Origin of the sequence: Stutzerimonas marianensis, assembly GCF_022810315.1 — a bacterium.
GTDB lineage: Bacteria > Pseudomonadota > Gammaproteobacteria > Pseudomonadales > Pseudomonadaceae > Stutzerimonas > Stutzerimonas marianensis.
Map to the genome: position 1 here is coordinate 55,611 of NZ_JALGRD010000003.1, position 22,349 is coordinate 77,959.

The 22,349-nt window shown below is 65.4% G+C and carries 20 protein-coding genes and 2 riboswitches; of the genes, 15 read left to right on the forward strand and 5 right to left on the reverse strand.

The annotated features are described in order from the left end of the window. Positions 1 to 10: 10 nt before the first annotated feature. The 6 genes from MST27_RS06085 to MST27_RS06110 all read left to right on the forward strand — a co-directional run bounded on the left by MST27_RS06085 (position 11) and on the right by MST27_RS06110 (position 5,101). Positions 11 to 856: an SCO family protein gene (locus tag MST27_RS06085; RefSeq protein WP_243605111.1), complete on the forward strand. Its 846-nt coding sequence runs from the start codon at positions 11 to 13 to the stop codon at positions 854 to 856. Further along, complete coding sequence (gene coxB, locus MST27_RS06090; protein WP_243605112.1) at positions 853 to 1,821, forward strand: cytochrome c oxidase subunit II; 969 nt, start codon at positions 853 to 855, stop codon at positions 1,819 to 1,821. Before MST27_RS06085 ends, coxB begins: the two co-directional genes overlap by 4 nt. A 48-nt stretch (positions 1,822 to 1,869) precedes the next feature. After that, positions 1,870 to 3,495 (forward strand): cytochrome c oxidase subunit I, encoded by a 1,626-nt coding sequence (locus tag MST27_RS06095; RefSeq protein WP_243605113.1) that lies wholly within the window; start codon positions 1,870 to 1,872, stop codon positions 3,493 to 3,495. Then, positions 3,482 to 4,129: a cytochrome c oxidase subunit 3 gene (locus tag MST27_RS06100; protein ID WP_243605114.1), complete on the forward strand. Its 648-nt coding sequence runs from the start codon at positions 3,482 to 3,484 to the stop codon at positions 4,127 to 4,129. Before MST27_RS06095 ends, MST27_RS06100 begins: the two co-directional genes overlap by 14 nt. Next, complete coding sequence (locus MST27_RS06105) at positions 4,126 to 4,392, forward strand: hypothetical protein (protein WP_243605115.1); 267 nt, start codon at positions 4,126 to 4,128, stop codon at positions 4,390 to 4,392. The genes MST27_RS06100 and MST27_RS06105 overlap by 4 nt, the downstream gene beginning before the upstream one ends. A 115-nt stretch (positions 4,393 to 4,507) precedes the next feature. After that, positions 4,508 to 5,101 (forward strand): exopolysaccharide biosynthesis protein, encoded by a 594-nt coding sequence (locus tag MST27_RS06110; protein ID WP_243605116.1) that lies wholly within the window; start codon positions 4,508 to 4,510, stop codon positions 5,099 to 5,101. 11 nt (positions 5,102 to 5,112) lie between these two features. Here the strand turns inward: MST27_RS06110 and MST27_RS06115 are convergent, their stop codons facing one another. After that, complete coding sequence (locus tag MST27_RS06115; protein WP_243605117.1) at positions 5,113 to 6,363, reverse strand: DUF1615 domain-containing protein; 1,251 nt, start codon at positions 6,361 to 6,363, stop codon at positions 5,113 to 5,115. 118 nt (positions 6,364 to 6,481) lie between these two features. Here MST27_RS06115 and MST27_RS06120 point away from each other — a divergent pair, with 118 nt between their 5' ends. After that, positions 6,482 to 7,318: an AraC family transcriptional regulator gene (locus MST27_RS06120; protein WP_243605118.1), complete on the forward strand. Its 837-nt coding sequence runs from the start codon at positions 6,482 to 6,484 to the stop codon at positions 7,316 to 7,318. Here the strand turns inward: MST27_RS06120 and MST27_RS06125 are convergent. The 3 genes from MST27_RS06125 to MST27_RS06135 all read right to left on the reverse strand — a co-directional run bounded on the left by MST27_RS06125 (position 7,315) and on the right by MST27_RS06135 (position 9,191). After that, on the reverse strand, positions 7,315 to 7,902 hold the full coding sequence (locus tag MST27_RS06125; RefSeq protein WP_243605119.1) for a LysE family translocator: 588 nt from the start codon (positions 7,900 to 7,902) through the stop codon (positions 7,315 to 7,317). The genes MST27_RS06120 and MST27_RS06125 overlap by 4 nt on opposite strands. Before the next feature lie 84 nt (positions 7,903 to 7,986). Next, positions 7,987 to 8,628 (reverse strand): DUF1109 domain-containing protein, encoded by a 642-nt coding sequence (locus MST27_RS06130; RefSeq protein WP_243605120.1) that lies wholly within the window; start codon positions 8,626 to 8,628, stop codon positions 7,987 to 7,989. Next, complete coding sequence (locus MST27_RS06135) at positions 8,625 to 9,191, reverse strand: sigma-70 family RNA polymerase sigma factor (protein ID WP_243605121.1); 567 nt, start codon at positions 9,189 to 9,191, stop codon at positions 8,625 to 8,627. Before MST27_RS06135 ends, MST27_RS06130 begins: the two co-directional genes overlap by 4 nt. Positions 9,192 to 9,402: 211 nt before the next feature. Here MST27_RS06135 and MST27_RS06140 point away from each other — a divergent pair, with 211 nt between their 5' ends. The 8 genes from MST27_RS06140 to MST27_RS06175 all read left to right on the forward strand — a co-directional run bounded on the left by MST27_RS06140 (position 9,403) and on the right by MST27_RS06175 (position 19,250). Then, on the forward strand, positions 9,403 to 9,675 hold the full coding sequence (locus MST27_RS06140) for a BufA1 family periplasmic bufferin-type metallophore (protein ID WP_243605122.1): 273 nt from the start codon (positions 9,403 to 9,405) through the stop codon (positions 9,673 to 9,675). A 14-nt stretch (positions 9,676 to 9,689) separates the two neighbouring features. Further along, the gene (gene bufB / locus MST27_RS06145; protein WP_420864221.1) at positions 9,690 to 10,529 is read left to right on the forward strand and encodes an MNIO family bufferin maturase; all 840 of its coding nucleotides are present in this window, start codon (positions 9,690 to 9,692) and stop codon (positions 10,527 to 10,529) included. After that, complete coding sequence (locus MST27_RS06150; protein WP_243605123.1) at positions 10,526 to 11,290, forward strand: HvfC/BufC N-terminal domain-containing protein; 765 nt, start codon at positions 10,526 to 10,528, stop codon at positions 11,288 to 11,290. The genes bufB and MST27_RS06150 overlap by 4 nt, the downstream gene beginning before the upstream one ends. Continuing rightward, positions 11,277 to 11,756 (forward strand): DoxX family protein, encoded by a 480-nt coding sequence (locus tag MST27_RS06155; protein WP_420864223.1) that lies wholly within the window; start codon positions 11,277 to 11,279, stop codon positions 11,754 to 11,756. Before MST27_RS06150 ends, MST27_RS06155 begins: the two co-directional genes overlap by 14 nt. 97 nt (positions 11,757 to 11,853) lie before the next feature. After that, the gene (locus tag MST27_RS06160) at positions 11,854 to 12,531 is read left to right on the forward strand and encodes an HAD family hydrolase (protein ID WP_243605125.1); all 678 of its coding nucleotides are present in this window, start codon (positions 11,854 to 11,856) and stop codon (positions 12,529 to 12,531) included. A gap of 248 nt (positions 12,532 to 12,779) precedes the next feature. Then, positions 12,780 to 14,186 (forward strand): DegQ family serine endoprotease, encoded by a 1,407-nt coding sequence (locus MST27_RS06165; RefSeq protein ID WP_243605126.1) that lies wholly within the window; start codon positions 12,780 to 12,782, stop codon positions 14,184 to 14,186. A gap of 303 nt (positions 14,187 to 14,489) precedes the next feature. Beyond that, positions 14,490 to 17,603: a hybrid sensor histidine kinase/response regulator gene (locus MST27_RS06170; protein WP_243605127.1), complete on the forward strand. Its 3,114-nt coding sequence runs from the start codon at positions 14,490 to 14,492 to the stop codon at positions 17,601 to 17,603. Positions 17,604 to 17,745: 142 nt separating this feature from the next. After that, positions 17,746 to 17,842, forward strand: a riboswitch (glycine riboswitch). Positions 17,843 to 17,846: 4 nt separating this feature from the next. Further along, positions 17,847 to 17,933: riboswitch (glycine riboswitch) on the forward strand. A 60-nt stretch (positions 17,934 to 17,993) separates the two neighbouring features. Then, entirely contained in the window at positions 17,994 to 19,250 is a 1,257-nt protein-coding gene (locus MST27_RS06175) for a D-amino acid dehydrogenase (RefSeq protein ID WP_243605128.1), read from the forward strand. 106 nt (positions 19,251 to 19,356) lie between these two features. Here MST27_RS06175 and MST27_RS06180 read toward each other — a convergent pair whose 3' ends face one another. Beyond that, the gene (locus tag MST27_RS06180) at positions 19,357 to 22,314 is read right to left on the reverse strand and encodes a PAS domain-containing protein (RefSeq protein ID WP_243605129.1); all 2,958 of its coding nucleotides are present in this window, start codon (positions 22,312 to 22,314) and stop codon (positions 19,357 to 19,359) included. Positions 22,315 to 22,349: the final 35 nt, after the last annotated feature.

A 22,349-nucleotide genomic window follows, 5' to 3' on the forward strand; every position in this document is an offset into this window, starting at 1 on the left:
TTCCGGCCGCATGAGGCGCCCGCTGTGGATGCTCTGGCTGTCCTGGCTCGCCTGGCTGCTGCTTGGGCCGGCGCAGGCCGACACGCCTTTCGATCCCTTTGCGGCGGCCGGGATCGAGCAGAAACCCGGCGCCCAGGTGCCGCTCGAGCTGCGCTTCGTCGACGTGGACGGAAATCGCGTCACGCTGGGTGATGTGCTCGGCGACCGGCCGGTGATTCTTGCGCCGGTCTACTACCGGTGCCCGAACGTCTGCGGGGCACAGTTGGCGAGCCTGTTCAACCTGTTGTCCGCGCTTTCACTCGAGCTGGGCAAGGACTACGAGGTGGTCGCCTTCAGTATCGACCCGCGCGAGACCCCAGCCGATGCCGAGGCCGAGCGCGCCAAGCTGCGCACGCGCTGGCCGCAGCTCGTGGACTCGCCTCACGTGCATTTTCTCAGCGAAGTCGTTCCGGCCACTCGGCCGGAGCCGAACCCGTCGCATCCGGCCGCCGGGCACCGGCTGGCCGAGGCGGTCGGCTTCAACTACAGCTGGGACCCGGAGATCGGCGAGTTCGCCCATGCCTCGGCCATCGCCACGCTCAGCCCGGACGGCAGACTGGTGCGCTGGCTCTACGGCCTCGGCTACCAGCCGGACGACATGCGGCTGGCGCTGGTGGACGCAGGCGAGGGTCGTGTCGGCTCGCTGGGCGATCAGCTGTTATTGCTCTGTTATCACTACGATCCGCGCACGGGCGGTTACGACAACCTGGTGATCGGCGCGCTGCAGGTCGGTGGCATCGGCACCACGCTGCTGCTGGGCGGGTTCATCGGCGTCACGCTCTGGCTTGAACGCCGCAAGCGGGAGGGCGGCGCGTGAACGAGGAGTTCGTTCGCTTCTGGCCGGAAACCGCGTCGAGCTATGCCGGCAACGTCGACTGGCTGGTCTTCGCCTTCACCGGAATGATGATGTTCTTCATCGTCCCGGTGTTCGTCCTGCTGGTGCTCTTCTCGTTTCGCTACCGCAAGGGTACGAAGGTGCCACGCGACCATCGACCGCGCGGCAGCATGAAGGTCGAAATGACCTGGATCGCGCTGCCCTTCGTAGGCGCCATGGTCATCTATCTGGTCTCCGCCAGGCTCTATTACGAAGTGCGCACGCCACCGCCCGATGCCATGGAAATACAGGTGGTGGGCAAGCAATGGATGTGGAAATTCCAGCACCCGGACGGCCAGCGCGAAATCAACACGCTGCATGTGCCGGTAGGCCAGGCGATAAAGCTCAACATGATTTCGCAGGACGTCATCCACAGCCTCTATTTCCCGGCGTTGCGAGTGAAGCAGGACCTGTTGCCGGGCCGCTATACCCAGCTCTGGTTCAAGGCCAGCAAGACCGGGCGTTTCCAGGCGTACTGCGCCGAATACTGCGGCACCGATCATTCGCGCATGCTGGCGGATCTGGTGATCCTGCCGGCCCAGGAGTACGCGGCCTGGCTGGAGCAGGCCGGTACATCCGAAAGCCTGGCCGACCAGGGCGGGGCGCTGTTCCGTCAGTTCGGCTGCAGTGGTTGCCACGGCGACGCCAGCGTCGCGAATGCGCCCAATCTGGCCGGGCTCTACGGCCGCCGCGTGGCGTTGCAGAGCGGCGAGTCGGTCGTGGCCGACGATGGCTATATCCGCGACAGCATCCTGTTGCCGAACAAGCACATCGTGGCCGGCTTCGAACCCATCATGCCGAGCTTCGACAATGTGCTGGATGAGGAAGCGGTGTTGCGCCTGACTGCCTATATCAAGTCACTCGGACACGCCGGCGAAGGAGGGCAGGATGGCGCTGACCAACCCTGAAGCAACCACCGCCGAATGCGGCCTGTTCCGACCCAGGAGTGTTATCCGTTGAGCCAGAAGAACCCCGCCGCAAACCAGCGCCCGAGTTACCTGGCCGACGAGCACGGGCTGCGCACCTGGTTCATGACCACCGATCACAAGCGCATCGGAATCATGTACCTGATCGCCGTGACCGCCTTCTTTTTTCTCGGCGGGCTCGCGGCCAGCGCGATCCGCATCGAGCTGATCACCCCGGACGGCGATCTGCTGACCGCCGATGGCTACAACCGCGCCTTCACCCTGCATGGCGTGGTCATGGTGTGGTTCTTCCTCATCCCGTCGATCCCGGCGGTGTTTGGCAACTTCCTCATCCCGATCATGATCGGTGCGAAGGACATGGCCTTTCCCAAACTGAACCTGTTCAGCTGGTACCTGCTGGTCGGCGGCGGTGCGTTCACCATCTTCGCGCTGCTGGCTGGCGGCGTGGACACCGGCTGGACCTTCTACACGCCACTGTCGACCATGTTCAGCAACGGCCATGTGGTGGCGGTGATCCTGGGCGTGTTCATCACGGGGTTTTCCTCGATCCTCACCGGGCTGAACATCATCGTCACGGTCCACACCTTGCGCGCGCCCGGGATGACCTGGTTTCGCATGCCGCTGTTCTGCTGGTCGCTGTATGCCACCTCGGTGATTCTGGTGCTGGCGACGCCGGTGTTGGCGATCACGCTGATCCTGGTCGCGGCCGAGCACCTGTTCCACATCGGCGTGTTCGACCCGGCGCTGGGTGGTGACCCACTCCTGTTCCAGCACCTGTTCTGGTTCTACAGCCACCCGGCGGTATACATCATGATCCTGCCGGCGATGGGCGTGATGAGCGAGCTGGTCACGGCGGCGGCGCACAAGCGCATCTTCGGCTATAGCTTCGTCGCCTATTCGAGCCTGGCGATCGCGGTGATCGGCTTCATGGTCTGGGGCCACCACATGTTCGTTGCCGGCCAGTCCATGTACGCGAGCATGGTGTTTTCGCTGCTCAGCTTTCTGGTGGCCATCCCGTCGGCGATCAAGGTCTACAACTGGACGGCGACCCTCTACAAAAGCAACCTCACCATCAATGCACCCTTTCTCTACGCGGTGACATTCATCGGGTTGTTCGTCGTCGGTGGGGTGACGGGCCTTTTCCTGGCGCTGCTGGCGGCGGACGTGCACGTGCACGACACCTACTTCGTGGTCGCGCATTTCCACTACATCATGGTCGGCGCGGCGGTGGCGGGGTTCTTTGGCGCGCTGCACTTCTGGTGGCCGAAGATGACCGGCCGGATGTACTCGCAGCTGTGGGGCAAGATCGCGGCGGTGATGATCTTCCTCGGCTTCAACCTGACGTTCTTCCCGCAATTTCTGCTGGGCTATCTCGGCATGCCGCGGCGGTATCACAGCTACGGGGAGGATTTTCAGTTTCTCCATGTCCTGTCCTCGGCCGGCGCGGCGATCCTCGCGGCGGCCTACATCCTGCCGTTCTTCTATTTGATCTGGTCGCTGCGCTACGGGCCGATCGCCGATGACGATCCCTGGGACGCCGCCGGCCTTGAATGGCGTACCTCTTCGCCGCCGCCGACGCACAATTTCACCGAGACGCCCATCGTCGATTTCGAGGCGTACGAGTACCCACCCGAGGCGACCCATGGACGCTCGTAAGGGTTACCTCGCCGAGCACTTCAGTACGGCCGCGCAGCAGCGCGAGGCGACCTATCTCGGCATGTGGCTGTTCCTGGCCACGGAAGTCATGATGTTCGGCGCGTTGTTCCTGGTGATTGGCTATTACCGCCTGCAATACCCGGAGCCGGTCGCCGAGGCGGTGCGTCATCTGCATTTCGTGCTGGCCGGCTTCAACAGCGTGCTACTGCTCACCGGCAGTCTGTGCATGAGCTTGGTGGTCAGGGCCGCACGCCAGCGCGAGGACCGCCACGTCCAGATCTGGCTGGCCGTCGCGGCGCTGCTGGGCCTGGGGTTTCTTGCCGTGAAGGGTTTCGAGTACGCCTGGGAATACCGTGAAGGGCTCCTGCCCGGATCGCCCAACCCGTCCCCGCTCGAAGACCCTGCTTCGCGGCTGTACATGGTGATCTATCTCTATTCCACCGCGTTGCACGCCCTGCATGTCGCGATCGCCGTGGTACTGGCGCTGGGCATGGCCGTACGCATCCGTCTTGGCCACATGAAACTGCCCGAGCGCGCCCTGACGCTGGAGATGGCCGGCCTCTACTGGCACCTGGTCGATGTGATCTGGATTCTGCTCTACCCGACGCTCTACCTGCTCGGGAGGCCTGCATGAGCCTGCAAAAACTGCTGTTGGCCTACCTTGGGCTGATCCTCTTGCTGGCTGCCAATGTCCTGCTGGCGTTGTGGCTACCGGCCTGGTCCGACCTTGCGTTGCTCGGGGCGGCGGGGCAGGCCGCGCTGGTGCTGTTCGGCTTCATGCAACTGGGCCAGCACTCGGGGCTGGTGCGCTTCTTCGCCCTCGGCGCCGGGTTCTGGCTGCTGCTGATGTTCACCCTCACGCTGGTCGACCTGCTGACTCGCAACGCCGGCTTCTGACCCGACGGAAACGGAAGAATCATCCTCGGCGTGCAGAGTCCCAAGTAATAGCCGCGCGACCCGGCGCGATACGCGTTGCCTGGTCCGTGCATTTACCGACAACGAGGAAGGCCGGATGGCCAACGGCAACGAATTTGACGGCCTCGAGCAGGTGATCGACGCGGTCATCGAACTGGGGGACGACCAGTCGGAAGTCTCCGTCGGGGACATGCAGAAGAAGGTCGGCCAGCGCAGCTTCGGCCCCTTTCTGTTCGTTCCGGCCATCATCGAAATCAGCCCGGTCGGGGGAATTCCGGGCGTGCCGACATTGCTCGCCCTCATCATCGCCTTGTTCGCCTTGCAGATGCTGTTCGGTCGGGACCACTTCTGGATACCGCGCTTTCTAGCCAATCGATCCGTCAGCGGCCATAAGCTTGAAAAGGGGCTGAACAAGGTCCGTCCAGTGGTGCGCTGGCTGGACAAGATCAGCCGTCGGCGGCTGCCCTGGGCCACCCGCCGCGGCTTCCTGCGCATCATCGCGGCGCTCTGCGTGGTGCTGGCGGCATCCGTGCCACCGCTGGAATTGCTGCCTTTCGCCAGCACCGCGCCGTTCTCGGCGATCTGCCTGTTCGGCCTTGGCATCACCACCCAGGACGGCGCGGCGATCCTGCTGGGCCTGATCGTGGCGGTGGGGGCCTTCGTGCTTGCCGGGATGGGGCTGATGGGTTGAGCGAATGCCCGTCAGCTCCCCGCGCGCTTCATGCAGGCCAGGTGACGGTCGTTGACCCGGTTGGCGAACCAGGCGGTGGTCAGGTTTCGCGTGATCTTCGGGCTTTCCAGCCGAATCCCCGGCAATACGGCGCGAGCCAGGGGCTTGCCGGCGCGCTTTTCGGCCAGCTCGAATACGCGTTCGTAAAGGCGGGTCTTTTCGAATCCGTGTGTGTCGCCGCGTACCAATGCATTACGGATCGCGGTGTCGCTCATGTCCAGTTGCTTGGCAAGCGAACGCACGGCCGTCTCGGTCTGGCCCACCTTGCTGCTGCCGTGGATGATCAGGTCCCCGTCCAGCGCGAGTTTGATGCCGCTGGCGCGCGTGACGGCATTCTGGAAGGCCGCGTTGCGGCTGGCATACCAGCCGGCATTGAAGTCGGCGAATCGGTACAGCGGCCGGTCGTAGCTGGCCGGATAGTCGAGCAGGTGCGCGATGCCGAAGAACATTCCGCCGCGTCGGGTGAATACCTCTTCCCGGATAGTGCCTTCGCGTGAGTACGGGTAGTCACGTGCGCGCGATTCGGCGAAGGCGATGCTGACCTGCATCGGGCCGCCGGTCTTGACCGGGTTGAAGGTGCCGAACAGCTGCTTGCCCAGCGGCACGATGCTTACGAAGTCATCGAAGATGGCGCTCAGCTGGCTCTCGTTGCGCACGGCCGACAGCCGCTGGTTGTAGGTCTTGCCGGTCGGCGATTGCAGATCCAGTGCGGCGTTGACCATGAACCGTGGCACATGAACGCGGGCGGCCCGACGGTAGATTTCCTCGCGCGCGATCTTCGCCAGGCCCGGGACGGGTGGCGTGGCCTGGAAGGTCGACTCCTGCACCGTCACCGCCAGCACGGCGCAAATGTTTTCATTGTCCGCCGGGATGTCCAGCGTATCGAAGGCGTTGTAGATGTCCCGCGCCCAGCCCTGGCGGTCCGGGATGCTGCTCGGTATCAGACGGACGATCTTCGCCCTGACTTCTTCAGGGCTCGGCGGGGGCGGTCCCGGTGGTTGCGTACTGCAGCCGGCGAGCACGAGCAGCGCGGCGGCGCCGATCCCGGACGCGAGCCGACGCCAGGTGTCTTTGGCGCAGTGACGGGTTTCGAGAGGCGTGCGGCGTGGTGAACGTATCGGAGTCATGCGGTCCTGGGTGTCATGAGCATTGAAGTTCGGACAGTAGAACAGACGAAGCCGTTCGACGTCCCGGGTGGATGAATGCGCGAGACCGACATGCATTAGCGCGGCCTGCGGTTCGAGGGCGATGCGGCACCGGCCGCGAAGGGGCACAAGACTGCTTCGGCAGCGGGATTTTCGGCTAACCTGACGGCCTGCAAAGTGTCGCGGAGGGCCGATCATGCGCCACGCCGAAGCAAACCATCCATCGAGCCGGGCCTGTTCACGTTTCTGGCGCGACCCGGCGCTGCCCTTCATCGAGTCGCGCACCGTGCTGGACGGTCGTCGCGTCTGCTACGCCCGGCACAGCCACGAAACCTTCTCCATCGGCCTGATCGACAGCGGTGCCAGCACCTACCTCAACGGTGAGCACCAGTGCCGCATCGAGGCGGGCACACTGGTGCTGATGAACCCGGGCGACGTGCACGCCTGCAACCCGATCCAGAACCAGCCGTGGGCATACCGCATGCTCTACGTCGACGCCGCCTGGCTGGCCGATCTGCAGGACAGGCTCGGCATGGCCAGCTCAGGCTTTCGTCGTTTCGCCCCCATTCTCACGCGCGATGACCGGTTGCGAGCCGGGTTCCACCGCCTGCATGCCGAGCTGACCGACCCGCATGCCGATCCGCTGCGCAAGCAGGGCGAGGCCGTCGCCTTCTTCACCGCGCTCCACGAGCGGCTGGGGTTGCAACGGCAGACTGCCCACCAGGACGCAAAGCTGCAAAGAGCGGCCGACTACATCGCCGATCATTACCAGCGCTCGCTCAAGCTGGAGGAGATCAGCCGGGCCGCGGGCGTGTCGCCATCGAGTCTGATACGCGGCTTCAAACGGCAGTTCGGGATGACCCCGCACGCCTACCTGACCAACCGCCGCGTGCAGTTCGCACGCGCCGAGTTGCGTCGCGGCCGGCCCATCGCCGAGGCGGCGCTGGCGGCCGGCTTCGCCGACCAGGCGCACCTGCAGCGCGCGTTCAAACTGTTGCTGGCGGCGACCCCGGGGCATTATCGCGACCGCTAATCCTGCAGCAGGTAGAAAGCGCACCCCGCCAGCAGCGCAGCCATCAGCCGATTGAGTGCTCGGACCCGCTCTGGCCGGGCCAGATGGTGCCGCAGGAACGTACCGGCAAACGCCCAGCAGGCGAGCGACGCGTAGCAGATCACGAAGTACACCGCCGCGAAGCGCCAGACCGCCGGCCCGTCGCCACCCGCAGCGAACAGGCCCATGCCGGCCACCGAAGCCAGCCAGGCCTTGGGGTTGAGCCATTGCATCGCTGCACCTTGCAGCAGCCCTGGCCGCAGGGCGGGGCGCTCCGTGTTGAAGCGCCCGTCATCGCGGGCCAGACGGTAGGCCATGTAGAGCAGGAACGCCACGCCCGCCAGGCGAATGGCTTCGGTCAGCCATGGCCAGCTCAGCAGTATCTGATCCAGCCCCAGGCCGATCGCCAGCAACAGCAGGGTGAAGCCCAGCGTCGCACCGCTGACGTGACGCATCGCAGGCCCCAGCCCGAGCTGCGCGCCGGCGCTGAGGGCGACAATGTTGACCGGGCCGGGCGTGATGGAAGAGGCCAGCGCGAAGGCGGCCATGGAGAGCAACAGGCTCATCGGAGCTCCTCGGGTACGCAATTGAAGGCGCGACGATAGGAGGGCGACCGGGGAGCGGTATTGAAGAAAATGGGCGTTGTGCGGTCACCAGCGCAGCAGACGTGGGCCGAGCAGGGCGCCGATGGCAGATGGAACGGCCATCCCGAGCACGTACCAGACGGCCCAGAAGGCGACACTCATCTCCGGGCAGTGCAAGCTGTAGGCGAGGGTTGCCGTCGAGCTCGCCAGCAACCCGCCAGCCGCTCCGGCGAGGCGCGGGCGGGTCGGCGCCAGGCCGCGGATGGCCCAGAACACGCTCACGAAGGCCGGTATCGACAGCAGCGCGATATTTACCGGGCACGTCCGCCAGGTCTCGCCGAGCACCAGGATATGCCGGCTCCCTGACGAGACACTGAACAACAGGCCGAGGGCCGCCAGCCAGACGATCGTCAACGGGGTTGCCACGGCCGCCCAGCTGGCGCCCACCGGCATGCCCGGGCGGGCCAGCCGCGCCGTCATCCACAGGCTGCCGCCGAGCAGGGAGGCGGGAAATGCCAGCTTGAGCCAGAACAGCGGCGTGCGGGCGACCTCGGCGAGGTCCGGGCGGATGCCAAGGAATACCAGCAGCCCCAGCAACCCCAGCAGCAGGCCCACGGCTATCGCGAGGGTGAAGCGCCGGGCGACGACCCGCCGATCTACCGCCGGGGCGTGGCTGGCGAGCATGTCGATCAGCTCGTTCGTATTCATCCGGAACCTCCAATCAGGGCGGCCAGCGCCTTCAGACCACGGTGGACGCCCACCTTGACCGCGGATGTCGAAAGCCCGGTGCGCCGGGCGGTCTCCTCCACCGACAATCCTTGCAGCTTGACGTGCAGGATCGGCAGGCGCTGCTTGTCGGGCAGCTGCTCGAGCAGCTTGGCCAGGTCGCGTTGTGCCTGTTCGGCCTGGTGATCTTCGTCGGCCAGCAGTGCGGCCTGGTCGTCCAGCGGATCGTTCAGCGCCTCATGCCGGGCATGGGCGCGGAAATGGTCCATCAGCTTGTAGCGCGCGATGGCCTGCACCCAGGCTGTCAACGGCTGATCGGCGCGGTAGGTATGCCGCGCATTGTGGACCGCGAGCAAGGTTTCTTGCAGCAAGTCCTCAACCGCTGCCGTCTGCAACCGGCGCTTGAGAAAGCTGCGCAGGTGCGCACCGAGCAGCGTCAGGAACTGCCGATAGGCCGCCTCGTCGCCGTCGAGCCCCTGCAGGAACAGGCGCTGCAGAACGGCCTCGCGCGCTTTCAACACCTCATGTGGGGTAGTTCGTTCCATCGGTTGCCCTGGTTACACGAGCGGGAAGAATCGATGCAGCGTGCCTTGCACGCCGGGCCCCTGCGAGGGTGCGCGCCGCTACGTTAGGGCGGTCTCGGGTAAATCTCAAAAAAAATTTTCGCCTCGCTGTAACCAACGCACCCGCACCGGCGAATTACTGGTCGAGCGGCCGGCAACATCGCTGGCAGCCACATCCTCAGGAGAATGACCCATGAAGACCCTCGCCCTTGCTGCTGCAGCCGTCGCCCTCGCTTCCATCGCCGCGGGCGCCTCCGCCGACGAGAAGAAGGAAGGCGCCATGGAGAAGTGCTACGGCGTCTCGCTTGCCGGCCAGAACGATTGCAAGGCTGGCGCCGGAACCAGCTGCGCCGGCACGTCGAAGATGGATTACCAGGGCAATGCCTGGAAACACGTTCCTGCCGGCACCTGCACCTCGATCAAGACGCCCAACGGCATGGGCTCGCTGACACCGATCGAATCCTGACAGGAAGCATCGCCATGAGCATGCCGGTCGATCTGGGTGCAGGCCTCGGTCTCAAGCCCGAGCACTACGAGGCGGCGCACGACTGCGCTGCGTCAGGGATCTGGTTCGAGGTCCACCCGGAGAACTACATGCTCGGCGGCGGGCCGCGTCTGGCCTGGCTGGAGGCGATCGCCGATCGCCATCCGGTGTCGCTGCATGGTGTGTCGCTGTCGCTGGCGGCCGACTGTGCGCCAGACGAGGTCCACCTGAAGCGTCTCGTGGCGCTGGTCGAGCAGGTTCGACCGGCGCTGGTTTCCGAACACCTCGCCTGGTCCACCTGGCGAGGCCAGTACCACCCCGATCTGCTGCCATTCCCGCGCACCGGCGAGGCGTTGCGCCGCATCGTCGATAACGTCCAGCGCGCCCAGGACGCGCTCGGCCGTGAGATCGCCGTGGAAAACCCCAGCCACTACCTTCGCATCGACGGACACGACTGGGACGAAATCGACTTCCTGACCGAGCTGGCGCGTCGCAGCGGGTGCGGCTTGCTACTGGACGTCAATAACGTGCACGTCAGTGCGCACAACCTCTGTTTCGACGCGGCCGGCTATGTCGACCGCTTTCCGGGTGATGCCGTCCGGGAGGTGCACCTGGCCGGGCATAGCCCCGACGGCTCTACGCAGTCCGGGCTGCTGATCGATTCGCATGATGCGCCGATCGGCGACGCGGTCTGGGCACTGTATGAGCGGCTGATCAGCCGAATCGGTGCGCGCCCGACTCTGATCGAACGGGACGACCGGCTGCCGGCCTTCGCTGAGCTGCTCATCGAGCGTGACCGTGCCCAGCGGCTGCTTGACCGCAGGTGGGCCGCATGAAGACGTCGCTCAGTGCTTTTCAGGATGCCTTCGCGGCCGCGCTCCAGAGCGACGAGCCCGACACCAGTGCCGACTGGCTGCGCGCGCTCGCCGAGCAGCCGGGTTTCGCGGTGTACCGCAACACCGCCTTTAAAGGCTGCGTGGATGCACTGCGAGCGAACTTTCCAACCGTGGAGCGCCTGGTCGGCGCCGACTGGATGACCGCCGCGGCCGCCGCCTATGCCCGGCATACGCCTCCGAGTTGCCCTCAGCTGATCGACTATGGCGATGGTTTCGCGGACTTCCTGCAGCGCTTCGGGCCAGCGCAAGCGCTGCCGTACCTCGCCGAAGTCGCGCGCCTCGATCGCCTGTGGCTGGAAGTGTTCACCGCCGCCGAGCAGCCGCGGCTGATGCCTCGGGCCCTGCGCGCAGTGACGCCCCAGCAACTGGCCGGATTGCACCTCCAGCCCTGCGTCGCGGCGCGCTGGCACTGGTCCGGGCTGCCCGCGTTCACGCTGTGGCGCTGCAATCGTGACGGCGCAGAGCTGCCGGAACCTTCGATCTGGCAGGGCGAAGGCACCCTGATTTGCCGGTGGGGCGGTGCCGTGCGCTGGCAGGCACTGAGCCACGGTGGCTGCGCCTTTCTCGATGCCTGCGCGCAGGGTCTACGGCTCGATGCCGCCTCGGTGGTCGCCCTCGAGGCGGAGCCCGCGCTGGATTTCAACGAGCTGCTGGTCGCGCTGTTCGCGGCCGGCGTTTTCAAAGGAGATCGACATGACTAGCCTGAACCCGCCCGCTTCGACGTTCGAGCGACGCTGGCAGCAACGCTGGAACCGCCTGGCCGCTTGGCTGCAACGCCTCATCAGCGACTCCACCTTGTCCCTTGTGGCGCGCCTGGCCATCGCCGCGGTGTTTTTCTATTCCGGGCGCACCAAGGTCAGCGGACTGCTCACCCTCAAACCGAGCACTTACAGCCTGTTCGAAACCGAATACGCGCTACCGGTACTGTCGCCTCATCTGGCCGCGCACCTGGCGACCTACGCCGAGCACCGGTTTCCGCTTTTGCTGGTGCTCGGTCTGCTGGCGCGGCTGTCTGCCTTTGCGCTGCTGGTCATGACGCTGGTCATCCAGGTGTTCGTGTATCCCGATGCCTGGCCGACACACCTGACCTGGGTCGGGCTGATGCTGGTCGTGATCGGGCGGGGTGCAGGACGCTGGTCCGCGGATCGGTTGCTGGGCATTCGCTGAAAAGGCTCCGGTGGCGGCCAAACTTGGCGCAGCCGTTACAGTCCAAGGGTCTCCGGCGCGGCTGCCGCGCTTCCACGGCCAAACAAACGGAGCCCCGATGTCTTCTATCGACCTGCTGATCAGCGATTGCGACGGCGTGATCGTCGACAGCGAAATCCTCAGCCATCGCGTGCTGTTCGAAGCCCTGAGTCTGCATGTGCCGGCCGAACGGCTGCACGAGGCCCTGGAGGGCACGTTCGGCCTGACCGTGCCAAGCATTATCGAGCTGATCGAAAAGCGCTTCGGGCTGAGCCTGCCCGACACCTTCGACAGCGACCTGCGCCGGCAATCGGAGAGGGTCGTGGCCGAGCAGGTCCAGGCGATCCCCGGGGTGCGCGAGGCGCTCATGGCTATCGACCTGCCATTGGCGGTGGCTTCCAACAGCCGATTGCACAACGTCGAGTCGTCGCTGCGGCGTGCCGGGCTGTCGGAGCGCGTAGCGGGGCGGATCTTCTGCGCCGAGATGGTTGCCTCGCCAAAGCCGGCGCCGGATGTCTACCTCCTGGCGGCCGAGCGGATGGGGGTCGCGCCCGGGCGGTGCCTTGTAGTGGAAGACAGCCCGACCGGGGTGTTGGCCGCTCGAACGGCCGGCATGCAGGTGATCGGTTTCACGGGCGCCAGCCACATTCCCGCCGGCCATGACCAGGCGCTGCGCGAGTTGGGTGTGACAGCGGTGATCGAGCGAATGCAGGATCTGCCTGAGCTGGTCAACCGGTTGGCGGGCATGGCTGACTAGCACCTGCCAAGCGACTGGCAAATCCTTACTTTCCCTTTACGTAGCGCTCACACGAAGCTGACTTTCGATCGCGTAGAGTCTTGGGCAGGCTGACGGAACAGCCTGCTCCCCCTTGTGGGTGCGCCATGTCCGGCCTGGCACGGGCTACGCTGGACATGGCTGCCCGCTGTTTTTAGTTTCTGATTGCCGACGCCGGCTGCGTCGCATGAAAAGCACAACACCTTGTTCACGTCGGGAGACAAGTCACCATGTTACTTCGCAGAAATTTCCTGGCGGTCGTGGCGGGCGTCGCACTGTTCGGGCAGACGCTTGTCGCTCACGCCGACCTTCCGGACTTCACGCCGCTGGTCGAAAACGCCTCGCCCGCGGTGGTCAACATCAGCACCAAGCAGAACGCGCCCGTCCGCGGTGCCGCGCAGATGCCCGACCTGGAAGGCATTCCGCCCCAGTTTCGTGAATTCTTCGAGCGGGGTATTCCACGCCAGCCCGGTCGCCAGCGCGAAGCCCAGTCCCTGGGCTCCGGCTTCATCATCTCCAAGGACGGTTATGTCCTGACCAACAACCATGTCGTGGAAAACGCCGACGAAATCATGGTTCGCCTGCCTGACCGCAGCGAACTGCAGGCCGAACTGGTCGGCGCCGATCCGCGGAGCGACGTGGCCCTGTTGAAGATCAAGGCCGACGACGAGCTGCCGATCGTCAAGATCGGCAGCTCGGAAAAGCTCAAGGCGGGCGAGTGGGTCGTGGCGATCGGCTCGCCGTTCGGTTTCGACCATACGGTGACTGCCGGTGTGGTCAGCGCCACTGGGCGCACCTTGCCGAACGAGAGTTACGTGCCCTTCATCCAGACTGACGTCGCGATCAACCCCGGCAACTCCGGTGGCCCTCTGTTCAACCTCGACGGTGAGGTCGTAGGGATCAACTCGCAGATCTTTACCCGTTCGGGCGGGTTCATGGGTTTGTCGTTCGCCATCCCGATCGACGTTGCCATGGACGTGGCGAACCAGTTGCGCGAGGAGGGCAAGGTCAGCCGTGGCTGGCTGGGCGTGGTCATTCAGGAGGTCAACAAGGACCTGGCCGAGTCCTTCGGCCTGGATCGTCCGGCCGGTGCGCTGGTCGCGCAGGTGCTCGACGGCGGTCCGGCGGCCAAGGGTGGCCTGAAGGTGGGTGACGTGATCCTCAGCCTCAACGGCAAGCCCATCGACATGTCGGGGGACCTGCCGCACCAGGTCGGTAGCATGAAGCCGGGCGACAGCGCCAAACTCGAAGTGGTGCGCGAGGGCAGCCGTCGCACGCTGAACGTCACCATCGGCGCGTTGCCGGATGACGATGCACAATTGGTCGCCGGCGGCGGCGCAGGCGGCTCGTCGGCCAGCAGCAACAGGCTCGGTGTCACCGTGGGCGAGCTGTCCGACGAGCAGAAGAAGAGCCTTGAGGTCGAGAGCGGTGTGGTGGTTCGTGATGTGAACAATGGGCCGGCCGCCCTGATCGGTCTGCGGCCGGGCGACGTCATCACGCACCTGAGCAACGAAGCCATCGACAGCGTCAAGACCTTCACACGCATCGCCGAAAAGCTGCCGAGCAATCGATCGGTGTCGATGCGGGTATTGCGTGAAGGGCGTGCCAGCTTCATTACCTTCAAGCTGCCGCGCTGACCCGAAACCACCGGGTTCGCCAAAGGCTGGCCCGTCATGATGCAAAGCCCCGCCGATCGGCGGGGCTTTTTCGTATCAGGGTGAAACGTCCATCACAGCTTCGTCACACGGCCATCTGCCGAAGCAACTTCCCCGCCGGAAAGCGTTCCCTTAACCGATCGTCGTACCTCGCCGGGCATTCCGAGAAAGGTCCTATGTGACGCGGGCGAATCGCTTAAGCTAGGCCGCTGTGTCTGGCGCCCCGTGGCCCGGTGCGACAGCACGTCAGCCCTCGCAGCATTGAATATCAGGCAGGTTTCTATCTTGAATCAGGTACGGCGAGCCACGCCGCCCCGCTCGGTCCCTCTGCGCAGCCGCCTCATCGCGATTGCGCTGGCCGGTATTCTGCCGTTGGCGCTGGTGGCCGGGCTGGGCATGCTCTCGATTGTCAATGAACAGAAACGCCTGGCCGAACAGCGCAGCCTCGAGGCGACGCGGCTGGCCGCGACCGCTGTCGAAGTGGAGCTGAGCCGGTCGCTCAATGTGCTACAGGCCCTGTCCCAGTCGTCCTTGCTCGACGACGGCGATCTCGATGCATTCGCCGACATGGTCCGGCGGGTGCTCCCGTCGCTTCCCAGCTGGCATGCGGTGCTGATCATCGATCTGGACGGGCAGGTGCTCCGGCGCACCTCGCTGCATCCGCCTTCGGAGTCGCGTGAAATATCCGAGCCCGGTAGCTTCGCCAATCTGATGACAAGAAACGAGCCGCAGATAGGGAACATGGCACGCGGACCTAGCGGCGCATGGGGCATCCCGTTGCGGGTCCTGGTGGATGTCGCTGGGCAGACACGCTATGTCCTCAGTGCTGTGGTGAAACCGCAGGCGATTGCCGACGTGATCAGTAACCGTCGGTTGCCAGCCGGCTGGGTCAATACCGTGCTCGACGCCAACGGCGTACGCATCGCCCGTACGCTGCGGCACGAAGAGACAGTTGGAGGCCAGGCTGCGCCCCTGCTGCAGAAAATGCTTCGCGAGAACCCGAACGAGGAGGGCGGAGGGGTTTCGGCTTCGGTAGAGGGGCATGGGCTCTACACCTCCTTCGTGCGTTTGAGACCGTCCGGCTGGGTTGTGGCGACCGGGATCCAGACCAGCGTGGTGGAGGCTGGCGCCGTAAGGGCCTACACGATCTACGGTGGCGGATTGCTGCTGTCGCTGATGTTCGCCGTAGCGGCGGCACTGTTCGCGACCAGGCGGATCAACGTCCCGATGCGCCAGCTGCGCCGCGCCGCTCAAGCCATCGGCAAAGGCCAGGCGGTCGAGGCGCCGAACAGCGAAATCGAGGAAATCGGCGAGGTCGGTCGCGCGCTCGTCAATGCCGCCGAGGCGCGGCGTGCCAGCGAAGCTGAGCGCGACTCCATGCTGTCTCGGCTGGAGCTGGCGCAGCAGGACCTGCGCCAGCAGGTGAGCGACCTCGAGCACCTGCAGGCACTGAGCAATCGACTGCTGCAGATGCCAGAGCTGGGCGAGCAGTTGCAGGCCATCATCGATACCCTCTGCACGCTGCACGGCGCTGCACATGGCTTATTGGCGCTGAGCGACGGCGCTTCGCCGCTGCGTATTCACGCCTCGCGCGGCTTTTCCACCGAATCGCTGATGCTGATGGACAACGTGACGCCCGGGCTGGGTGCATGCGGCACGGCGGTGCAACGTGGCGAGCGGGTTGTGGTGGTAGATACCGAGACTGACCCGTGCTTCCAGGACTTCGTGGCGGTCGCTCGCCGCGAGGGCTTCCGCTCGGTTCACAGCACGCCGATCCGCCATAGCGACCACCGCGTGCTGGGCACCTTGACCGTCCAACTGAGGGACGCGCGGGCACCGACCCAGCGGGAGATCCGCCTGGCCGATGTGGCGGCGGGGCTGGCCGCGGTATTCATCGACCGCGCACGTGCTCAGCGCAAGGCCGGCATGTTCGAACAACGGCTGCAGGTCGCGCTGGATTCATCTACGGTGCCCTTCGCCATCCTCTCTCCGCTGCGGGGCGCCGATGGGGAGCCGGAAGATTTCAGCCTGGATTTCATCAACGCCACCGGTGCAGCCAGCCTGCATGGCAGCGTTTCCGAGTTGACCGGGCGACGCTTGCGTGAGGTGCTTGGTACCGGCGCCAACCCACAGGCATTGGCAACCTTATTGGACGTGCAACGCTATCGGCAGCCGCGCGACCTGGAGCTGCGCAGTACCGCCTTCGAGGATGAGCGCTGGGTGCGGCTGGTCGCGACCCCCTTCGACGAGAGCCTGGCGGTGTGGTTCGCTGACGTCACCGAGGCCAAGCAGCAGGAGCAGGCCATACGTGAATCCGGCCGACGCAAGGATGAATTTCTCGCAACCCTGGCGCATGAGTTGCGCAATCCGCTCGCCCCAATCCGCCTGGCGGCAGGGCTCTTCGGATCGCCCTCGGCCAGCGAGGCACAGAAGGTGCGCAGCCAGCAGATCATCGAGCGTCAGGTGCGCCACATGGCGCTGCTGCTCGACGATCTGTTCGATATCTCCCGCATTACGCTGGGCAAGCTGGCGTTGCGTAAAGAGCGGCTGGACTTGCGTGCCGTGGTGGAAGCCGCGGTCGAGACGGCACGCGCCAAGATCGAGTCGCGGCGGCACGAACTGACCGTGACGTTGCCGCAAACGCCGCTGATGGTGGAAGCCGATCCACTGCGGCTCGAGCAGATTCTGATCAATCTGCTCAATAATGCGGCCAAGTTCACCAGCGACGGTGGGCGCATCCGCCTCAGCGTCACGCACGAGGGCGACAGGGCGCGGCTCTCGGTGGCCGACAACGGCCTTGGTGTGGCAAGGGAGCACCAAGGCCTTATCTTCGAGCGCTTCGCCCAGGTGCCGGTAGGCGAGGGGCAGGTGAACACCGGGCTCGGAATCGGCCTGGCCCTGGCTCAGGGCCTGGCGAAGCTGCATGACGCGCGGATTCAGGTATTCAGCGAGGGGCAGGGCAAGGGCGCGGAGTTCAGCTTCAGCCTGCCGTTGCTACCGGCGACGCCTATCGAAGACGAGCGTCTCGCTGAAACCATGCCCGGGCTGAGCAGCCGGCGCATCCTGGTAGCCGACGATAACCGTGACATCGCCGAGACCATGGCCGAGGTGCTGAGGCTCGAAGGGCACGACGTGCACCTCGCGTTCGACGGTGTGCAGGCGCTGGAGCGCTACCACGCGGTCAAGCCGGATGTGGTGCTGTTGGACGTGGGCATGCCCGGCCGGCGTGGTGACGAGGTCGCGCGCCTGATTCGCGAGAAGGACCGCACTGTGCGCCTGATCGCCATCACCGGCTGGGGTCAGCCGAGCGACAAAGAGAACGCGGTGGCGGCAGGCTTCGACGTGCACATGACCAAGCCTGTCGATATCGCGCTGTTGATCGAAGTCGTGGGTCGCTGAGGTGCGTCAGCTGGATGACTGCACCACGGCGGAGCGCTCTGTCAGTGCTGATGCCTGAAAGCATGGCTGGCGCCAGCAGGGACTTTTCTGGCACGCTGCGTGCCTAAGTTTCAACTGCTGTTCGGCCTCTGGCCGACAGCAGTGCGTGATATCGGGAGAGACTGCACGGCAGGGCCGTTCGCAGCGCCGAAGGAGCAACCGCCCCGGAAACTCTCAGGCAAAAGGACCGATGTCGCGGGTGAACTCTGAAGAGCCGTCGGGCCGTCGTCGCCCGTCGCACCGAAGGAGCAAGCGGGCAGCGCCCGTGAAACTCTCAGGTCCAGAACAGAGGGGGCGCCCGATCCGCATGTCGCGGATGGGCTCAACCCTGACGTCTCTGGAGCTGCATTCATGAAGCATATTGCCGTCATCGGTGGCGGGATCACGGGCATCACCACCGCCTACGCGCTGGCCAAGCGCGGTTTCGCCGTTACCCTGTTCGAGAAGCACCGCTACGCCGCGATGGAGACTTCCTTCGCCAACGGCGGCCAACTGTCGGCCTCGAACGCGGAGGTGTGGACGCACTGGTCAACCATCCTCAAGGGCATCAAATGGATGCTCAAGAGCGACGCGCCCCTGTTGGTCAATCCGAAGCCGAGCTGGCACAAGCTGTCCTGGTTCGCCGAGTTCATCGGCTCCATCCCGCAGTACCGACAAAACACCATCGAAACGGCACGCCTGGCCATCGCCGCGCGCGAGCATTTGTTCGCCTGGGCCGAAGAAGAAGGCATCGACTTCGATCTCAAGAAGGCCGGCATCCTGCACATCTATCGCGACAAGGCCGGCTTCGACCACGCCGGGCAGGTGTCCCGGTTGCTCGCCGAAGGTGGTTTGCCGCGGCGGGCCGTGACGCCCGACGAAATCCGCCACATCGAACCGACGTTGGCGGGGCAGTACTACGGTGGCTACTACACCGAGTGCGACTCGACCGGTGACATCCACAAGTTCACCAACGGACTGGCGGCGGCGGCGATTCGACTGGGCGTCAATTGCCGGTACGGCCAGGATGTGGCGAAGGTCGCCACCAACGGCCAGGGTGCCAGCGTGACGCTGGCCACGGCGGAAGGTGAGCAGCAGCTCGACTTCGACGGCATCGTCATTTGCGCCGGTACGGCCAGCCGCGCCCTGGCGGCGCAACTGGGCGATCGCCTGAACATCTACCCGGTGAAGGGTTATTCGATCACCGTCAACCTCGACGACGAGGCCAGCCGTGCTGCGGCGCCGACCGTCAGCCTGCTCGATGACGAAACCAAGCTGGTCACCAGCCGTCTGGGTGATAACCGTCTGCGTGTCGCGGGGACCGCCGAGTTCAACGGCTACAACCGTGACATTCGAGCCGACCGGATTCGCCCCTTGGTGGATTGGGTTGCCGAATGCTTCCCCGGCGTCAGCACTCGCAGCGTGGTGCCCTGGGCGGGCCTGCGGCCGATGATGCCGAACATGATGCCCAAGGTAGGCCGCGGTCGTGCGCCTTGCGTCTTCTACAACACCGGGCATGGCCATCTGGGCTGGACGTTGTGCGCCATCACGGCGGACATGATCGGTTCGGTGGTCGGCGAGGCGATGGGCGAGTCGCTCGGTGCCGTTCAGCGGCCGGCTCACGCCTGACCTTCGTTGAGCAGCGTACGGCAATAACCCCCGGGGTTTCGGACTGTTGCTCCCCATGCCTTCTCTTCTGACGGAGAAGGCATGGGCTGGGTTCGGCGGCGGGGAGTCAGGGGCGGTCACGCTCGCCGAGTGCCGCGATGGCCCTCAGCAATGCCGCCTGGGTAAAGGGCTTGGCCAGAAGCGGCAGGTGTTCCGCCGCCGTGCCGGGTGGAATCGCCGCGTAACCGCTGACCAGCAACACGGGCAAGTCGGGGTACAGCCGGCGAACTTCCTCGGCCAGCTGCGCGCCGGTCATCCTGGGCATGGCGTGATCCGTGACGAGCAGGTCGAACGGCGCTTCCTTGAGCCGCTCGAGCGCTTGCGCCGCGGACTGCGCGGTGGTCACCCGATGGCCATGGTCCCGTAGCATTTCTGCCGTATTGCCCAGCACCAGCGCGTCGTCGTCGACCGCCAGGATGTCGAGTGGCTGCGTGGCGAACGGCAGGCCCTGAATGTCGGCGATCGGCGGCAAGGGTATAAGCGCTTCGTTCATCGCCGGCAGCCAGATCTGCGCCGTGGTGCCGACGTCGGGTTCGCTGCGCAACACCAGCTTGCCACCCGACTGCTCGGCGAAACCGTGCACGATGGACAGCCCCAGCCCAGTGCCCTTGCCGACGCCCTTGGTGGTGTAGAAGGGCTCAATGGCGCGCTTGAGAGTGACCTCGTCCATGCCTTCGCCTTCGTCGGATACAGCCAGGCAGAGGTAGGTGCCGGCCTTGAGGCCGGGCCGGGTTTCGATCCGTTCGCTGTGCGCGCTGATGATGACGCGGCCCTGGCCGCCAATGGCATCACGGGCGTTCAGGACCAGGTTAAGCAGGGCGGTCTGCAACTGATTCGGATCGGCCTCGATCGTTGGCAGGCGCGATTCGACCTGCGTCTCGATGACGATCCCAGGGTCGAGCGAGCGGCCAAGCAGCTCGGTCATTTCCTCGATCAGCCGCCCGGGCTCGATGGGTTCGGCCTGCAGCTCCTGCTTGCGCGCGAAGGCCAGCATGCGGCGGGTGAGGGACGCGCCCCGCTCGGTGCCGATACGGGCGTTATCGATCAGCCGCAGCAGTGGCGAATCGTCGGCGACCCGCTTGCGCAGGAGCTCCAGATTGCCCATCACGGCCGTCAACAAGTTGTTGAAGTCGTGAGCGATGCCGCCGGTGAGGTTGCCCAGCGCTTCCATCTTCTGCGCCTGTTGGAGCGCCTGTTCGGCCTCCACCCGCGCGGTGCTGTCCACCGCTTCGGGGACGATGCCGACCACCTGACCGCTTTCGTCGAGCACCGGTCGGATGGAAAAATCGAACGAACGTGGCCCACCAGGTAGCCGCAGTTGCATGTCGAGGTGGTCGCTGGCGCCCTGTGCCGCTGCTCGAACACAGCGCTCGACGGTGGCCGACATGCCGGGCGTGGCGGTGAACCAGGGCGCATCCCAGAACGGCAGGCCTACCACGTGGTCGCGCGCGACATTGGCGCCGGTCAGCGACGTGGGGTTGGCGTAGACGATCCGCCCCTGGCTGTCGAGCAGCCACTGATAGAGATGGGAGCTGGCGGCGACGGTGCGGATCTGCGCCTCGCTCTGGGCGAGCGCGGCGGTGCGCTCGGCCACTTGCAGCTCCAGTTCACGCCGAAAGCGCTGTTCGGCCTGCCGCACCTCGGCTGCTGCCCTCACACGTTCGATGTGCGCCCAGGAACGCTCGGTCACCTCGGTCAGCAGGGCCAGTTCCTCGAGCTTCCAGTCGCGTGGCGCCCGGTCGTGAACGGCCATCAGCGCCGTGAGGCGGCCTTGCTTGGTCAACGGCATGCAGACAGTCGCGGCCAGCCCGAGGTCGATGAAGGTCGCGGCTTCGTGGACGGGAAGCTGCCGGGCGGTGTCGTTCAGTACCAGGGGAAGGCCGGCCCGCAGGTTACTTACGGCGAGCCGGCCGAAATCGGCAAGCTGGTAGTGTCCGACGATGTCCTGTGCGTCACTGGCCGCCCAGTTGCCGCGGATGGTGAAGCCATCCTGGTCGGGATCCATGTCGGCATAGGCGCAGACGGACACACCGAGATGCTCGGCCAGCATGCGCGTGGTCGTGGCCAGTATCGTATCGGCATCGGTGCTGGCCGCGGTGGCCTTGCCCAGGGCGTCGAGAAACTGCATGCGGCGCTCGGCCAGTGCCCGCTGCGTGACATCGTGGCCCTCCATGAAAATGCCGGTCACGATGCCTTCGTGGTCGATCACGGGCTGAAAGACGAAGTCGAGGATGAAGGTTTCCTCGGCTTCACCCGGCGTACGCTGGATCGTCAGTTCCACCGAGTTGCCGACATAGGCGATGCCGGTCCGGTAGACCTCGTCGAGCAGTTCGATGAAACCTTGGCGAGCAATCTCCGGCAGGGCCTCGCGCACGGGCCGGCCCAGCAGGTCGCGATTGTCCACCAGGTTGGCATAGGCCGGGTTGGCCATCTGGTAGCGGTGCTCGGGGCCACTCAGCATCGCCATGATGCCGGGCGCCTGTTCGAACAGGCGCGTTAGCCGATCCTTTTCGGCGAGCAGGTGCCGCTCGGCGCGGACGCGCTCGGTGGTCTCCACGACAAAGGCGATGACGCCCGCGGGTCGCCCGGTTTCATCCAGCACCGGCGAATAGTCGAGGTTCATCCAGACCTGCTCCGGGCGCCCGTTGCGGTGCAGCGTCAGTTCCTGATCCTTGTAGGCGAGGGTGCCGCCAGCCAGGCAGACGCGCATGACATGGTCATTGAAGTCGGCGACCTCGGGCCAGCCCTGGCGCACTGCAGAGCCCAGCAAGCGCGGGTGGCGGCCGGCGGCGAAAACCGAATAGGCGTCGTTGTAGAGCATGATGCCGCTCTCGCCCCAGAGCAGCACGATGGGTACAGGCGAGAGCAGCAGCATGGCGGTGACGGTCTTGAGGCTTTGCGGCCAATGCTCCGGCGGGCCCAGATCGGTTTGCGACCAATCGTACGTACGGATCAGTTCGCCAAGTTCGCCGCCGCCGGACAGGGCGGGGCTGTGTTCGAACGCGGCTGGGGCTGCTGGAGTCATCTGAAGACCGTTCCATCGTGGATGGTGCCTTGCTG

Bases quoted from the DNA above. Each gene is read 5' to 3' on its own strand.
- MST27_RS06085 (WP_243605111.1), top strand. From the start codon at position 11: ATGAGGCGCCCGCTGTGGATGCTCTGGCTGTCCTGGCTCGCCTGGCTG.
- MST27_RS06100 (WP_243605114.1), top strand. From the start codon at position 3,482: ATGGACGCTCGTAAGGGTTACCTCGCCGAGCACTTCAGTACGGCCGCG.
- MST27_RS06105 (WP_243605115.1), top strand. From the start codon at position 4,126: ATGAGCCTGCAAAAACTGCTGTTGGCCTACCTTGGGCTGATCCTCTTG.
- MST27_RS06110 (WP_243605116.1), top strand. From the start codon at position 4,508: ATGGCCAACGGCAACGAATTTGACGGCCTCGAGCAGGTGATCGACGCG.
- MST27_RS06115 (WP_243605117.1), bottom strand. From the start codon at position 6,363: ATGCATGTCGGTCTCGCGCATTCATCCACCCGGGACGTCGAACGGCTT.
- MST27_RS06120 (WP_243605118.1), top strand. From the start codon at position 6,482: ATGCGCCACGCCGAAGCAAACCATCCATCGAGCCGGGCCTGTTCACGT.
- MST27_RS06125 (WP_243605119.1), bottom strand. From the start codon at position 7,902: ATGAGCCTGTTGCTCTCCATGGCCGCCTTCGCGCTGGCCTCTTCCATC.
- MST27_RS06130 (WP_243605120.1), bottom strand. From the start codon at position 8,628: ATGAATACGAACGAGCTGATCGACATGCTCGCCAGCCACGCCCCGGCG.
- MST27_RS06135 (WP_243605121.1), bottom strand. From the start codon at position 9,191: ATGGAACGAACTACCCCACATGAGGTGTTGAAAGCGCGCGAGGCCGTT.
- MST27_RS06140 (WP_243605122.1), top strand. From the start codon at position 9,403: ATGAAGACCCTCGCCCTTGCTGCTGCAGCCGTCGCCCTCGCTTCCATC.
- bufB (WP_420864221.1), top strand. From the start codon at position 9,690: ATGAGCATGCCGGTCGATCTGGGTGCAGGCCTCGGTCTCAAGCCCGAG.
- MST27_RS06150 (WP_243605123.1), top strand. From the start codon at position 10,526: ATGAAGACGTCGCTCAGTGCTTTTCAGGATGCCTTCGCGGCCGCGCTC.
- MST27_RS06160 (WP_243605125.1), top strand. From the start codon at position 11,854: ATGTCTTCTATCGACCTGCTGATCAGCGATTGCGACGGCGTGATCGTC.
- MST27_RS06165 (WP_243605126.1), top strand. From the start codon at position 12,780: ATGTTACTTCGCAGAAATTTCCTGGCGGTCGTGGCGGGCGTCGCACTG.
- MST27_RS06175 (WP_243605128.1), top strand. From the start codon at position 17,994: ATGAAGCATATTGCCGTCATCGGTGGCGGGATCACGGGCATCACCACC.
- MST27_RS06180 (WP_243605129.1), bottom strand. From the start codon at position 22,314: ATGACTCCAGCAGCCCCAGCCGCGTTCGAACACAGCCCCGCCCTGTCC.